Origin of the sequence: Shewanella sp. ECSMB14101, assembly GCF_000773485.1 — a bacterium.
Lineage (GTDB): Bacteria > Pseudomonadota > Gammaproteobacteria > Enterobacterales > Shewanellaceae > Shewanella > Shewanella marisflavi.
This window is the reverse complement of sequence record NZ_JSFF01000009.1, coordinates 150,230-164,545: the sequence shown is the minus strand read 5'-3', so window position 1 is coordinate 164,545 and position 14,316 is coordinate 150,230. Positions and strand designations below refer to the sequence as shown.

Below are 14,316 nucleotides of genomic sequence, written 5' to 3'. Positions count from 1 at the left end.
GCTGTCGACGCTGAAGCCGTCAATCAGGCTCTGAATCTGCGCCGCGCTGAGCACGCTGGTTAGATCGCCGCCGTCCCAGCTGATGTCATCGTTATAGACCTCGGTGACGCTGTGGGTGTTGTTGACATCCACATCGGTGAAGCTGAGCGCGCCACTGTCGGTGAGGTTAGGGTTGCTGGCATCTTCGGTGACGCCGCCACTGGCATCCACGGTGAGTACCGGCAGGTCATTGGTGCCGGTAATGGTGAGGCTGACGGTCTTGGTGTCAGATCCGCCATCGTTGTCGGTGACGGTGACCTCAAAGCTTAAGGTGATGGTCTCGCCCAGGGCGAGGAACTGCACGTCACTGTTAAGGATGCTGTAATCCCAGCTGTCGCTGTCGACGCTGAAGCCATCAATCAGGCTCTGAATCTGCGCCGCGCTGAGCACGCTGGTTAGATCGCCGCCGTCCCAGCTGATGTCATCGTTATAGACCTGGGTGACGCTGTGGGTGTTGTTGACATCCACATCGGTGAAGCTGAGCGCGCCACTGTCGGTGAGGTTAGGGTTGCTGGCATCTTCGGTGACGCCGCCACTGGCATCCACGGTGAGTACCGGCAGGTCATTGGTACCGGTAATGGTAATGGTTAGCGGGATGAGTACGGAGTCGCCGTCGCTATCTGTAAGTAGGTAATTAAAGGTTTCGATAACCTGCTCACCCAGTGCTAGAGACTGGACTGTGTTTGACTCATTATTTAATTGATAGGTGTAACTACCATCGGCAAATACGGTTAATAGGCCAAATTGGCCTTGAATACTGTTGCTATCGGCAAGGCTTATAGAGGTGCCTTGGTTATTCGTCACAGCGGTGATCTGGGCAGAGTCTGCGCCCAGTGTGTCGTTGATAAGTAAATCGCCGGTTGCAGTGGGTGCTGTATCTTCTGTCACGTTATTCGTGTCGGCGAGTCCAGTTGGCTGATCATCGATGATATTTACCGTGATAGTACCGTTAGCCGCAGCGCCTTGGTTGTCGACCAGTTCGATATCAAAGAGGAGTTGAATTTGGTCAGTACTAGTGTGATCGGCTGCGGAATTAAAGTTGTAATCGTAAATGAATTGGCCTGATGCGCTATCAAAGCCTGTAATGGTCAGAACACCATTTGGTGTATTGATGACGATAGGGCCAACAAACTGACCACCATTGATAATATTGATGCCGTTAATGGTTAAACTGCTAATGCCTGCATCTGCTGCCGTTTGAATGCTGTTGGCAATAGTGGTTAATAGAGCTGAGGGGGAGCTACCCTGTGCTAAGTTGGCTTCAAAGAGTGAGAAGGTCGCTGACGAGACTGTTGGGGCGCTTGCTTGAATTTCGGGAATGATGACTTCTTCGACACTTGTATCAGGCGTAAGTGGGATACCGGTAGTGTCCCATCCTGCACCTGCAAGGGTTTCGTCACCGGTTCGTCCTAGCGTCACGAAATCTGAGCCGCCTTCATTACCAGCGGTTCCTGCTCCAGCAGCGGTTTCGGGTAGGCCTAGGGTCGGGTCTTCACCTGCTAGAATCTGTGCCTGTAATGCGGCTATTTCATCGTCTAACGCTACCGGCGTATCCGTTAGTTGCTCAATAGCTGTATCTTGCCCTTGGTTTGCACTATTGCTTACCGTTTCACCTTGATTAAGCGTGTCTTGCATCAAGTTGGCTTGGGTCGTTGATGAGCCATCTTCATATTCAAGATTAAACTTAACATTGGGTGAAAAAATGAGTTGCTCACCTGCCTGAATCAGGTCGCCTATTTTCACCTCTCTGATATTTCCTTGTTCATCTTTAACCTTGAGTTCGCCTACAAGGTTAACAACTACTGCATCCTGTGTTGTGATTGAAGCACCCATAATCATATCTCGCTCTACAAAGAGAAAAATCAAGAGCAAAAGAGTTCTGTTTTGCGCTTGCTATTGGTATATCCACGTGATTTGTCTCTTTAAGTGTGGTTGGCATTGAATGGCTGTCAAATAGCGGCAATTGAGCGAAAAATAGGGGGGAATAGTGTGTTTTTGTAATAATGCAACTAATTAATTGTTTTAAAGCAGGTTATATGTCAGGAAGGTAGTTTAGATTTTTCTGATAAATAAAAAACCACCAGTAGTGGTGGTTCCTTATTTAAAAACAGTATAAAAAAGCGTCAAAAAATTGCCGCTTTACGGTAGTTTTGCAGTGCTTGGTTCTGTTCGCCCAGGTGTTCATAGGCTTCAGCGAGTGCCAACCAGCGCTGTTTACTAGGGGATTGTTGGCAAACTTTGAGCCACCATTTTTGGGATTCTCTGAACTCTTTGCTTTGATCATATAGCGAAGCAATACAAGCTTGGTAGTCGACCTCTTCACCAAGTTTCTTTTCAAGTTCAAAAAGTTGTTTTCTGGCATCTAAGTCGGCTGGCGTGAGTATTTGTGGTAGCGCTTCGAAGATGACTTGGGTTGGATTATGCTTAACTTGCTTCAACATTAACTTTATCGCTTCATCACGGCGATCAAATTTAGCCAGCCCCAAAGCGTATTGTGCGATAAACTCGGGTTGCTTACGTTCTGCGCGGCTAAGCCAATGCCAGGCTTTTTCGAGCGCTTGTTCATTCTGACTCACCGCTTGCTTAAGTAGTGCTAAATTGACTTCGGCGTTCAATTGTTGCTGTTCCGATTCGTCTATAATGCCGCGTTTCTTCACTATGGGGAGTAGTAATTTGAGGGCTGCCCAATCTTCTTGAGCGTGATAGAGATCAAGAGCCAGGCCTAGTACAGGAGGCTTGCTCTTGCTGGTCGGATTTAGCTCGTCGAGTAGGCTTCTTGCCTGTGTCAGCTCTCCCTGTTGCAGCAGATAACGCACTCGTGTGGTTAAGACAGCCTTGTATGCTGCAGGATCTTTAGCTGCCTCATTGAGATAATGGTCGCGGGCATTGTGATCATTTCTATGTTGAGCAGCGCGGGCCGCGGCTAACAGATTGAGCGCTGGGAGCTCACCTTTGTCAGCGCCTTTAGCCATCGCTTTTTCAGCGGTAGACCAATCCTCTTCAGCCAAGGCCAATGCACCAGTTAAGGTATGTTTGCGTGCGGCTTTACGGCGCCATTTTTCTGGTAAGAGACGACTATTTAAGATCAAGTTAAATAGCCAGACGACCAGCATTTCCAGTAGTACCAATGCCACGTAAAACATAACGGCGGCAAACAGTGCAAAGACCAAGCTGGTTTCTAACTCATAGTCACCAATCGCGATATAGATGTAACCTTTAAGCCAAGAGAGATAAGGGCTGGCAATCAAGCCTATGATAACAATCGTCAGGTAGATCAAGGCTCTTATCATAATGAGGTCTCCTGATCTGTGGTTAGGCGACCATGGGTGACCAGTTGTTGCAATAGCGGTGTTGCGGCGAATTGCTCAATGTCAGGTGACTGAATTTCCAGAGTCGCTAAGGCATCAAGCGCCGCTAGCGTCTGCTCTGTTTTGTTATCAGCCAGATCGAAATATTGAAAGATCCATTTTCTGGCCATGGTCACTGACTGGCGATAATTAACCTGGTCCTGACGAAACAGGGCTAACTGGGCTTGTAAAAGCTTATTACGAATATTTTCAACTAAGTACCACTGTTGATCTGGCGCTAGCAGTGGCGCAGGATCTGTGGTGCGCTTGCGTATGATGACAAACTCTTCGATTAATGCCTGCCAAGACTTTGCTAAGTTGCTTTGCCAGTCGTCGAGAGACTCGGTTACTTGCAGCGAGTCATCTTTGGCATTGAGCTTAGATTCGCTACGATTGACCTTTAGGTTAGGCAGGCGCTCTATGATGGTGTCTAGGCTAAGGACTGTGCCGGCAACATCCGTGCTCTTGATGGCGGCAACGCTGTTCATATCACGTGCTAACGCCTTACGAATTGGCGTTAGCGAAGGATCTTTCATGGTTTCGATACGGTCATCGGCGGCTTCCAACAGGCTCAAGGCTGTCTGTGGATCCTTTTCTAGCCAAAGCTTATTGCCGGCCATTCTGACCAAGTATTTTGCTTCTTCGGCCATCCAATGATTCGGATTACGCTGAGCCAGTTTGTTGACCTGTTCTTGTACCTGTCCTTGTTTATCCCGCAACTGAGCTAATTTTTGATCAAATTGATTTTCTACCGCGCGTTGCTGCTGCTCCAGATGAGTGATGCGCGAGAGGGGATCGTCCAGCCCTTGCTGCAGCTGCTTGGTTAATGTTGCTGTTTTTTCTTTCTGAACCGTCAGTTCCTGGTACAGGTAGAAGCCGCCAGTTGCCGTGGCAAACAGGAGTAATAAGATAAATACCAGGTTAAATAAAAATCCCCAGGAGACGCCGCTGTTTCGGGATTCAGAAGGAGATGGCTCTTTGGGGTCAGTCGATGTGGCCTGTGGTGTGTCGTCAAAGGTCGCATCGATAGATTCATCGACATCTGTTGTAGCGACCGCTTTACTCTCTTGGGTATTTTTGTCCATTCGGCAGATCCTTGAAGACGAGGGGCGACATCGGCGAGCAGAAAGTAAGAAGGTCTATTCCCGTAAACCTAAGGCTATGAGCACTGCGTCGCGGTTTGCTGCTTTTGCATTGGTGACATGTGTAAAACCAGCCTCAATGGCTTGGTCATAGACACGTGCGCTGGGCACTATAATATGACAAGCGTGCAGCCAAGCAAATAGTTCTTTAGGTACAAGTGTAATTAGGTTCGCTAGAATTTCACCACTGGTGATGACAATGGTATCAATTGCTTGGTGTTGCCATTCATAGGCAGTCGTGACACTTAGCTCAGGACAGGTACGTCGATAAACTTCCCAGTAGGTCACTTGGGCACCGCGTTGGATCAAGGCGCTGGCCAGTGCTTCTCTGCCACCGACGCCCCTGACGATGGTGATACGCTTCCCAGTCAGGTTTTGTAGCGAGGGGAGAGTCAGTAGGCCTTCGGTTTGCTGACAAGACTCGGGAGCTTCCGTGGCCTGAATACCTTTGGCTTGTAGGACGCTAAAAGTTGCCTGACCGACAGCAAAGTATTGCTTATCTTGTGGCCATATTGAATCGAGGGCGATATCGGCATATTCAACGGCATTGGTGCTGATAAATATAATGATATCAGATTGATTAAATTCGGTTTTCTTTTGCTTGTGGTCGACGTTATCGTTGGCGACCACTTGCAAAAGTGGCGTAACGGCAAAAGGCACTTCGAGTGAAGAGAGTGCCTCGACCATAGACTGATTGCGTCCTTCTGGACGCGTCAGCAGAACCTTCATTGCTTACTTAGCGTAAACAGCATCTAATATGGCTTTGGCGCCTTTAGATAGCAGCTCGTCGGCCAATGCAATACCTAACTGCTCTGCTTCCAGCTTCGAACCGCTTGTTGTGCCTTGGATCACTTGGCTACCGTCAGGGTTACCTACCAGACCACGCAGTGTCAGGGTGTCACCTTCGATTTCGGCATAGGCACCAATTGGCACCTGACAGCCGCCTTCAAGACGTGTATTCATTGCACGTTCGGCGATGACGCGATGACGAGTTTCGGTGTGCTCTAATGGCGCCAGTAGCGCTTTTACTCGCTCATCGTCGGTGCGACATTCGATACCTACAGCGCCTTGACCGTTAGCAGGTAAGGATTGCTCTGCCTCGATAAAGCTAGCGATACGCTCTTCAAGCTTTAGACGCTTTAGGCCCGCGGCAGCGAGAATGATGGCGTCATAATTTCCAGCATCTAGTTTTGCTAAACGAGTCCCCACGTTGCCACGTAGATCGCGGATCTCTAGGTCTGGACGAGCCGCGCGGATTTGACACTGACGTCTAAGGCTAGAGGTACCTACTACCGCGCCGTGAGGAAGCTCTTCTATGCTCTTGTAAGTGTTAGACACAAAGGCATCGCGTGGATCTTCGCGTTCACAGATCACCTGCAGACCAAGCCCCTCGGGGAAGTCTACCGGTACATCTTTCATCGAGTGTACGGCGATATCAGCCTTGCCTTCAAGCATAGCGACTTCTAATTCTTTAACGAACAAGCCTTTACCACCCACTTTTGCCAGTGGTGTGTCAAGGATAACATCGCCTTTAGTGCTCATTGGCAAGAGTTCGACGACTAATCCCTCATGGGCTTTTTCTAGCTCGGCTTTTACAAATTCAGCTTGCCACATTGCCAGTGGACTTTTACGTGTAGCGATACGAATGACGTTTTGAGACATGCTCGATATTCCATCAGAGGCCATAGTTGCGCTAATGCTAACATTGCTTATTGCTATATGTAAGAAATGGCTGTCGATTCTTTGAAGTTCACCCGTTTACAGTGCTAAGCTCTCGATACAAAAGTGTGATCTAGTTCTCATATACTTGCTGTTTTCGTATTAACTGTTAGCATGCAATGAGGAGAGCAAATTTGACTAGGCTGTTTGAAATTGACAGAGCAAGATCATTTTATTGCAACAGCAGAGCGCTTGAATAGGGTACGCTTAGCACGTGCACTAGCCATTCTTACGCCCTTGCAGCGTCATTTGATGCAGCTTATTCCTGTACTTTTTCATTATCACCGCAACGACTATCCCGGCTATAACGGCCCCATGACCCCAAGCGGTATCTTCGAGTTCTTCCCCAGTAATGAGGCGTTAGAAGCCTGCCGCACCTTAGAACTGAATGAGCCACAGGTTTATCATCAACAGCAGAGTGCCATCTATGGGGTGTATACCATGGGCAGTACTGCCAGCTTTGGTCAAAACCCCAAGAGTGATATCGATGTGTGGTTGGTTTATGACCCCACACTCTCAGAAGATGAAATTGCCTCTTTGCAACAAAAGTCCCTGATATTGAGCGACTGGTTTGCACAGCATGCGCTCGAAGTGAACATTTATCTTGTTCATCCTAAACAGTTTCTTTCAAATACCGATGCGTCAGTGCCCAATATTGCGGCATTGGGATGTGAAAATAGTGGCAGCGTGCAGCACTGGTTATTGTTGGAAGAATTTTATCGCAGTCAAATTTGTTTGGCAGGTAAGCGGGTGGCATGGTGGCCAGGGGCCGAAGCCATTGAAAGCCATCTGTTTCTGGGGGATGTTAGAAATCTGCCTGCGAGTGAGTATTTTGGTGCATCGCTGTGGCAGTTATACAAGGGGTTAGACAAACCCCACAAGGCACTGCTTAAAGTAATGCTGCTTGAAGCTTATGCCAGTGACTATCCCAACAGTGAACTGGTGGCTACTCAAGTGTGGAAGCGCACTCTGGCAGGAGATTTCTCGGCCTTTAACGATGCCTATTTCCTTTTGTATCAATCTATTGAACGCTATCTTGAACACAAGAATGATAAACGACGACTCGAGATTGTGCGGCGCTGCTTCTATTTGAAATGCGGTATCAGGCTGACGGTGGCCGAGCATCCGAAAGATTGGCGTTATTATAAGCTACAGTCTTTAGTGACCCGTTGGGGATGGTCAGATAATCTACTTGGTACACTCGATCAATGTGATAGTTGGCATTGCGGTCAGTTGCAGTGGTTTAATGAGCAGCTCAATGAGTTGATGCTTGGCAGTTATCAGACGCTGTTGCAATTTGCTTCAGCTAATCAATTAAGCGACAGCCTGAAAATTTCTGAGTTGGGTCTGCTCACGCGCAAGCTTCATACCTATTTTAGTGATGACGACAAGCAGATCATTAGTCTCAATCGTCTCTGGACTCGTTCAGTGGCTGAGGAACACCTTACGGTGATCTATAGCCACAAGACCCAGGAATATTATCTATATCGCTGCACGCCCGAGTCGAAAAATTTCATGGGCAATCGTGCCGTATTTCATTCTCACAGCAAGGCCAAGCTGCTTATCTGGGCCAGCCTGAATGGCGTATCGACCGCCCAAACACAATGGTATGGCTTTGGTAAGAGTAAGGGGTATGACAAGGCCTTGACCAAGGCGGCTAGGCGATTGCCCAGCATCATGGCCGATGGTGGTTGGCGGGCCTCTAAGTTGGACCTTTGTCAGCCCTGGCATTTTCGTCAGTTGCTGTTTTTAATCAATTTCAATCGTGACGAAACCGCTCAATGGCGTGGCCAGGAGATCATATTCGATTATATGAATGCCAATATTTTCTCTCAGGGACGTCAGCATAGGAATATGGTGCAATCGCTGGATGTGATCTGCCAAAATAGTTGGGGTGAATGGCACTGCCATCATTTCGAAGGCAACGAAGCCATGTTGGATGCTCTGGTATACATTACGCCCGGTATGCAGCGGGCACCGCAGGCGGTTAAAGTGGATGTAGTGAGCTGTTCGAGCCGCTTGAAAACTCAGATAGAGCGTAGCGTCGGCCAGCTAGTGCAAAGGGCTAATCGTCTCTGTACCAAGGCCAAGAGTTCGTCGACTATGGTGCATCCATTGCAGGTAGGGGGCGTTAAATATGGATTGTTTTTCAATTCTAAAGGCATGTTGTATCAGGATTTGAGTGAATCCACAGCCTTTTATCAACATCTGTCCAAGCAGCGCATGCTTGAACTGCCTAGGCCTAACCTAGGTAATGAGCCATTTAGTAAGATCCCTGAGGTGATTCAAGATTTTGCCGCTGTGGGCGCGATTCAATATTTCCTGCGTCAGGGCAAGGAGGGGATAGATGTGTTTGTGCTGGATGAGCACAATGAGTTAAATCATTATGTTCAGCCGGGCAATAACCCTGAGGAGTTGGTGAGTCAGGTGAGTCATCACCATGCCTTTGCCGATTCCTACCTAGATAACGAAAGGTTCAACTTACCGCAGTTTTTCCGTTTAGTGCGTATCGATGGCCGACTGGAGGCGTTACCCTTTGGGGTTAACGCCGATGAGGCAGCCATCGAGTTTTAATCTTGCCTAAAGCGCTAGCGTGATGCCGCCTTGACGATGAATCGAGGCGAGTACGAAAGGCATAAATTCACCAGCGTCGCTGCGCTCATCTAACCACTTTCCATCGATGTAAGAGAAGTGATAACCACCGAACTGAGTCGCTACCCAGATCTGGTGCAAAGGTTCTTGTTTGTTGATGACGATCTTGGACTTATCTTGAAACTCTAATTGCAGCACGTTACCTGATGCATCGATATCGATGTCGGCATCTTGCTCATCGATTGCATTTTCTATGGCATCTTCAAGGGCGTTAAACATTTCGTCAGCGAGCTTATGGTACTCGGAATCTGTCATTGCCATCTGGGCATCCTTCAGTGAAGTGAGTTGTTGCAGAGCCCACATAGTAATACCAATTTTGATAAATATCTAACTTTGCCCCGCTATACCTGAGAGTCCCCGCGATGTGTGTGGGTTAACTTGCCTTGTATGTTAGAGGAAAAAGCCTCACTACTCCTACTGGTTTGTCTCTACTGGGTAATAATGAATAAAAATATTCACATTAGGCGTTTTTCGCCTTCGTTAGGCTTGACGTTTTAGTCCTAACTCTGCAAACATCAAGCATACTCGTCCCAGCTATGCAAGGGGCTAGCTTGGCTGACCAAAGTGCAGTGTTTGAAAGCGCTCGCGGAGATTGGTAGCCAGTAGGATACTTATTTCCCGGGGATGGCGGTTCCCGGGAAATGTAGATTTTTATGCGTTTTAGCGGCTTTTTATCCTGTTTGGGCTAAAAACCATTATTTTCATCCCTATTGCTTGGGGAGCGCGTACAATCGTCATTACCATTAGTTAGGTAACGGGGCCATTTGCTCCGTGTGATCTCCTCGATTCTGGAATCTCTGATGTTTACTAAGATAAAACCGATTTTATTGATGTTGTTGGCAAGTATCGCTTTGGCCGCTTGTGGTCAGAAGGGGCCTTTGTATAAATCGCCAACGCCACAGGATAACCAGACAGAGCAGGTGAGCCAGCCAGCACAAGATACGCAGCAGAAGAATAAGGACTAACCTCAGTGGATCACTTTCTTTATCAGCAAGATGAGCTTCATGCCGAGCAATGCGCGGTTGCCGATTTAGCCAAGCAATACGGCACGCCTCTGTACATCTATTCTCGTGCCACGCTAGAGCGCCATTGGCATGCCTTTGATAATGCGGTGGCAGATCACCCACACATGATCTGCTATGCGGTAAAGGCCAACTCAAACCTTGCTGTGTTAAATGTGCTTGCCCGTTTAGGCAGTGGCTTCGATATCGTCTCAGGTGGCGAGCTGGCTCGGGTGTTAGAAGCTGGCGGTGAGGCGAGTAAAGTGGTGTTCTCCGGTGTGGGTAAGACGGTTGAAGAGATGGAGATGGCCCTGCAGGCGGGCATTTACTGCTTCAATGTGGAGTCGGCGGCCGAACTTGAGCAGTTAAATCAGGTGGCGCTGCGCCTAGGCAAAGTTGCCCCTGTTTCTTTGCGGGTAAATCCTGATGTGGATGCCGGTACGCATCCTTATATCTCGACGGGATTAAAAGAGAATAAGTTTGGTATTGCCATGGAGGAGGCAGAGGCTATCTTCCTGCGGGCACACCAACTGCCTGGCCTTGAGGTCAAGGGCGCCGATTGTCATATAGGTTCACAGCTTACCGAACTACAACCTTTCCTCGATGCTATGGATCGTATGTTAGCTCTGATCGATCGCTTGGCGGCGCAGGGCGTTAAGATTTCCCACCTGGATGTGGGCGGCGGACTCGGGGTGACCTATGATGGCGAGCAGCCTCCGGAGCCTAGCGCTTATGCCAGTGCGCTACTCGGCAAGTTAGATGGCCGTGAACTTAAATTGATTTTTGAACCGGGCCGCGCCATTGCCGCCAATGCGGGGATTTTTGTCACTCAGGTGCTCTACCTAAAAGAAAATGCCGATAAGAATTTTGCCCTGGTGGACGGTGCCATGAACGATCTCATTCGCCCTTCCTTGTATAGCGCCTGGCAAAAGATCATTCCCGTTTGTCCAAGAGCGGGTGAGACGCGCCACTATGATGTGGTGGGACCTGTGTGTGAAACAGGTGACTTTTTAGGTAAAGACAGGCCATTAAATATTGCAGCCAATGATCTCTTGGCGGTGCGCTCATCGGGCGCCTATGGCTTTACCATGTCGTCAAATTATAACTCTCGCCCCCGCGCTGCCGAAGTCATGGTAGATGGCGATCGTCATTATTTGGTGAGAGAGCGAGAAAAAATCTCTCAGTTGTGGCAAGGTGAACAACTCCTCCCCTAAGTCGGGAGTCAGTTACTTTTTGAAGGAAAAACACTTTTGATCCATTTCACCAAGATGCACGGTTTAGGCAATGACTTTATGGTGGTCGATGGCGTGACACAGAATGTCTATTTCTCGCCCGAACAGATAAAGCGCTTAGCGGATCGAAACTTTGGTATCGGCTTCGACCAACTGCTATTAGTCGAGCCGCCCTATGATCCTGATCTGGATTTCCACTATCGCATTTTTAATGCCGACGGCAGTGAGGTAGAGCAGTGTGGCAATGGTGCCCGTTGTTTTGCCCGTTTTGTAAAGAGTAAAGGGCTGATCAATAAGCAGAAGATAAAAGTCAGTACCTCTTCAGGCAAGATGACCCTAAGGCTTGAACGTGACGGTAGCGTAACGGTCAACATGGGGATCCCCATACTGGAACCCAGCAAAATTCCTTTTAACGCTAAAAAAGCGGAGAAAACTTACCTGCTACAGGCGCAGCAGCCGGAGGGAATGCAAACCTTCTTATGTGGCGCCGTGTCTATGGGCAACCCGCATTGTGTGTTGGACGTCGATGATGTCGAAAACGCCGAAGTGGAACAGATTGGAGCCTTGCTGACCAGGCATGAGCGCTTCCCCAAGGGAGTGAATGTCGGTTTTATGCAGGTAGTCGATGCAAATCATATTAAACTTAGAGTCTATGAGCGCGGCGCGGCGGAAACCTTAGCCTGCGGCAGCGGTGCCTGTGCGGCCGTGGTTGTTGGCCAGCTGCAAGGCAAGCTGGGCAGACGCGTTCGCGTCGATCTTCCTGGTGGTAGTTTAACCATTAACTGGGAAGGCGAAGGTAAGCCCCTATGGATGACCGGGCCTGCTGAACATGTATACGATGGACAGATACAGCAATGAATGATGCGATGAATGAAAAAGCCGAGTTGCCCTTTGATGAAGTCTTGATCCGCGAGTATCTGCTGGATAACCCAGACTTCTTTGCGCGCTATCCCGAGTTGCTGTTGGCGATGCGTATTCCCCACGAGCAGCGTGGCGCCGTGTCACTGGTGGAGCGTCGTCAGGAGATGCTTCGAGCTAGGGTGACTCAACTGGAAGAGGAGATCACCTCCTTGCTGGCCATGGCATCGCGTAACGAACAGATCTACATGTTCAATACCGCGCTGTCGCTCAGGTTGTTGCAGGCCGAGGATCTTGGTGATTTAAGGCAAATTCTGTCAAATGAGTTACAGCAGCAGTTTCATTTTACCCATGTCAGATTGATCACAGTGCATGATATCGACAGCGAACTGTCCAATATCTGGAGTGAGCGTTTGAAACAGGGTTACTACTTCGGTCGCCTGACACAAACTGAGTCCAAGCGTTTATTTGGCTGCGAAGTGGGGTCAGTGGCCTTGTCACGTTTGTCACAGCAGTGTGGCCAGGTGATCTTTGCCATCGCCAGCCAAGATCCTACCCATTTTCATCCCGAAATGGATAACCTGCTGCTGGATCAGCTCAAGCAGTTACTCGACCACCTCTTACCTAAGCTGTGATCCCTGAATGTCTGCCGACTGGGCCAAAGAGTTTGAATCTTATCTCGCCAATGAGCGACAGCTTTCCCCTCATACGTTAAGAAATTACCGGTTCGAACTGAGCCGGGTAAGGGAGCTACTGCCAAATGAGATGCCTTGGGGCGAGGTGAGTGATGAGCAGCTACAAGCCGTACTTAACAAATTACATCGTAAGGGATTGGGGCCACGCTCTATCGCCCTCACCTTGTCGGCTCTGAAGCAGTTTTTTCATTATTTGCAGCAAGAAGGCTATATCACTCAAGACCCTAGTCTGAATCTCAGCGCGCCAAAACAGCATAAACCCCTACCAAAGAATATGGATCTGGATTCGGTTACGCATCTTTTGTCTATCGAGGGAGACGATCCTTTAGCCCTGCGTGACAAGGCGATCATGGAGCTGTTTTATTCATCTGGTCTGCGTCTGGCTGAGCTGGCCGCCCTGAATACATTAGATATCGCCAGCGGTGAGCATCAGGTAAAGGTGATGGGTAAGGGGAGTAAAGAGCGAATAGTGCCTATAGGTCGTGTGGCGCTGAGCGCGATTGCCGATTGGTTAAAGGTAAGGGCCACGCTGCCTTGCGAAGACGATGCCCTGTTTGTCACCGCAAAGGGCAAGCGTCTTGCCCACAGAAGTATTCAGGCCAGATTAAATAAGTGGGGGCAACTGCAGGGGCTCAATGCCAAGGTGCACCCTCATAAGCTGCGCCACTCTTTTGCGACCCATATGTTGGAATCCAGTGCCGATCTGCGGGCGGTGCAGGAACTGCTGGGCCATGCAAACCTATCGACGACTCAGGTATATACCAGTCTGGATTTTCAACACCTTGCCAAGGTGTATGACGGGGCGCACCCCAGAGCCAAGAAGCGAGGTGGCAATGGTTAGTGTGGCGATACGACTGCGGCCTTTTCGTGCCATCAGCTTCGATCTCGACGATACCTTGTATGATAATCGCCCCATCATCATGACCGCAGAGCAGCGGCTACTTAATTACCTCGCAGAGCACCATCCGCTTACCCAAGCCTGGGAGCTGGAGGATTGGCAAGCGCTCAAACGTCAGCTCATTGAGCAGTGTCCCTCGCTGGCTCATGATACCTCGGCGTCGCGTCTGGTGACCTTAGAGCAGGGGTTGATGACTTTAGGTTATACCAAGACCGAGGCCGCTAAAGGCGCCCAGCTGGCGTTAGCCTATTTTGTGCGCCAGCGCTCCGATTTTGTTGTCGCCGATGAGGTATTAGGCAAGCTAGAAAGACTTGCCGAACGCTATCCGCTGATCGGTATCACCAATGGTAATGTCGACGCTCACCGTATCGGTTTAGGGGGGCTATTTGAGTTTGTGCTGCATCCAGGCAATGGTACACGCATGAAGCCTTATCCAGATATGTTCTATCAGGCTTGCCATCGTCTCAACATAAGCTGTGATCAGCTCTTACACCTGGGTGACAGCTTTAAGGCCGATGTTCAGGGGGCGCGCCGCGCCGGTTGTCAGTCAGTTTGGCTTAATCCCGCTTTTGATAGAGAGCCAGGTGAGCCTGGGATGGGCTGTTTGCCTCATATCACCATCACCTCGCTATCAGACTTGTCACTTCTCATTTAATCATTGTGGTAGGTAAAGTTGTTTGCTGAGTACTGTTGTGCTCGTTTGAGTTTTATCTGTATCATAGCGCGGCAACAA

Annotated in this window: 13 protein-coding genes; 7 read left to right on the top strand and 6 right to left on the bottom strand. The window is 49.2% G+C overall.

The window, feature by feature from the left end; all coding sequences use genetic code 11:
- The 5 genes from NY07_RS09570 to hemC all read right to left on the bottom strand — a co-directional run.
- Window positions 1-1,872 (bottom strand): retention module-containing protein (locus NY07_RS09570; RefSeq protein ID WP_161783159.1); only part of this gene is annotated, 1,872 nt, incomplete at its 3' end.
- Between the two features lie 290 nt (window positions 1,873-2,162).
- Window positions 2,163-3,329: a heme biosynthesis HemY N-terminal domain-containing protein gene (locus NY07_RS09565; RefSeq protein WP_033539119.1), complete on the bottom strand. Its 1,167-nt coding sequence runs from the start codon at window positions 3,327-3,329 to the stop codon at window positions 2,163-2,165.
- Window positions 3,326-4,471, bottom strand: coding sequence for a uroporphyrinogen-III C-methyltransferase (locus tag NY07_RS09560; RefSeq protein ID WP_033539118.1), 1,146 nt, complete (start codon window positions 4,469-4,471; stop codon window positions 3,326-3,328). Before NY07_RS09560 ends, NY07_RS09565 begins: the two co-directional genes overlap by 4 nt.
- Before the next feature lie 54 nt (window positions 4,472-4,525).
- The gene (locus NY07_RS09555; protein ID WP_033539117.1) at window positions 4,526-5,257 is read right to left on the bottom strand and encodes a uroporphyrinogen-III synthase; all 732 of its coding nucleotides are present in this window, start codon (window positions 5,255-5,257) and stop codon (window positions 4,526-4,528) included.
- A 3-nt stretch (window positions 5,258-5,260) separates the two neighbouring features.
- Entirely contained in the window at window positions 5,261-6,190 is a 930-nt protein-coding gene (hemC, locus tag NY07_RS09550) for a hydroxymethylbilane synthase (protein WP_033539116.1), read from the bottom strand.
- A gap of 210 nt (window positions 6,191-6,400) precedes the next feature.
- Here hemC and NY07_RS09545 point away from each other — a divergent pair, with 210 nt between their 5' ends.
- The gene (locus tag NY07_RS09545) at window positions 6,401-8,821 is read left to right on the top strand and encodes a class I adenylate cyclase (RefSeq protein ID WP_033539115.1); all 2,421 of its coding nucleotides are present in this window, start codon (window positions 6,401-6,403) and stop codon (window positions 8,819-8,821) included.
- Window positions 8,822-8,827: 6 nt separating this feature from the next.
- Here the strand turns inward: NY07_RS09545 and cyaY are convergent, their stop codons facing one another.
- Window positions 8,828-9,160, bottom strand: a complete 333-nt coding sequence (gene cyaY / locus NY07_RS09540; protein WP_033539134.1) for an iron donor protein CyaY — start codon at window positions 9,158-9,160, stop codon at window positions 8,828-8,830.
- Between the two features lie 539 nt (window positions 9,161-9,699).
- Between cyaY and lptM the strand changes: the two genes are divergently transcribed.
- Genes lptM through NY07_RS09515 form a run of 6 tightly spaced genes read left to right on the top strand, consistent with a single transcriptional unit; the run spans window position 9,700 to window position 14,238 of the window.
- Window positions 9,700-9,864 carry an LPS translocon maturation chaperone LptM gene (lptM, locus tag NY07_RS19200; RefSeq protein WP_081953805.1) on the top strand — a complete coding sequence of 55 codons (165 nt, stop codon included), beginning with the start codon at window positions 9,700-9,702 and terminating at the stop codon, window positions 9,862-9,864.
- Window positions 9,865-9,869: 5 nt separating this feature from the next.
- The gene (gene lysA / locus NY07_RS09535; protein ID WP_033539114.1) at window positions 9,870-11,114 is read left to right on the top strand and encodes a diaminopimelate decarboxylase; all 1,245 of its coding nucleotides are present in this window, start codon (window positions 9,870-9,872) and stop codon (window positions 11,112-11,114) included.
- 36 nt (window positions 11,115-11,150) lie between these two features.
- The gene (dapF, locus tag NY07_RS09530; RefSeq protein WP_033539113.1) at window positions 11,151-11,990 is read left to right on the top strand and encodes a diaminopimelate epimerase; all 840 of its coding nucleotides are present in this window, start codon (window positions 11,151-11,153) and stop codon (window positions 11,988-11,990) included.
- Entirely contained in the window at window positions 11,987-12,625 is a 639-nt protein-coding gene (locus NY07_RS09525; RefSeq protein ID WP_033539112.1) for a DUF484 family protein, read from the top strand. Before dapF ends, NY07_RS09525 begins: the two co-directional genes overlap by 4 nt.
- Before the next feature lie 7 nt (window positions 12,626-12,632).
- Complete coding sequence (gene xerC, locus NY07_RS09520) at window positions 12,633-13,526, top strand: tyrosine recombinase XerC (protein WP_033539111.1); 894 nt, start codon at window positions 12,633-12,635, stop codon at window positions 13,524-13,526.
- Window position 13,527: 1 nt separating this feature from the next.
- Complete coding sequence (locus NY07_RS09515) at window positions 13,528-14,238, top strand: HAD-IA family hydrolase (RefSeq protein WP_161783160.1); 711 nt, start codon at window positions 13,528-13,530, stop codon at window positions 14,236-14,238.
- Window positions 14,239-14,316: the final 78 nt, after the last annotated feature.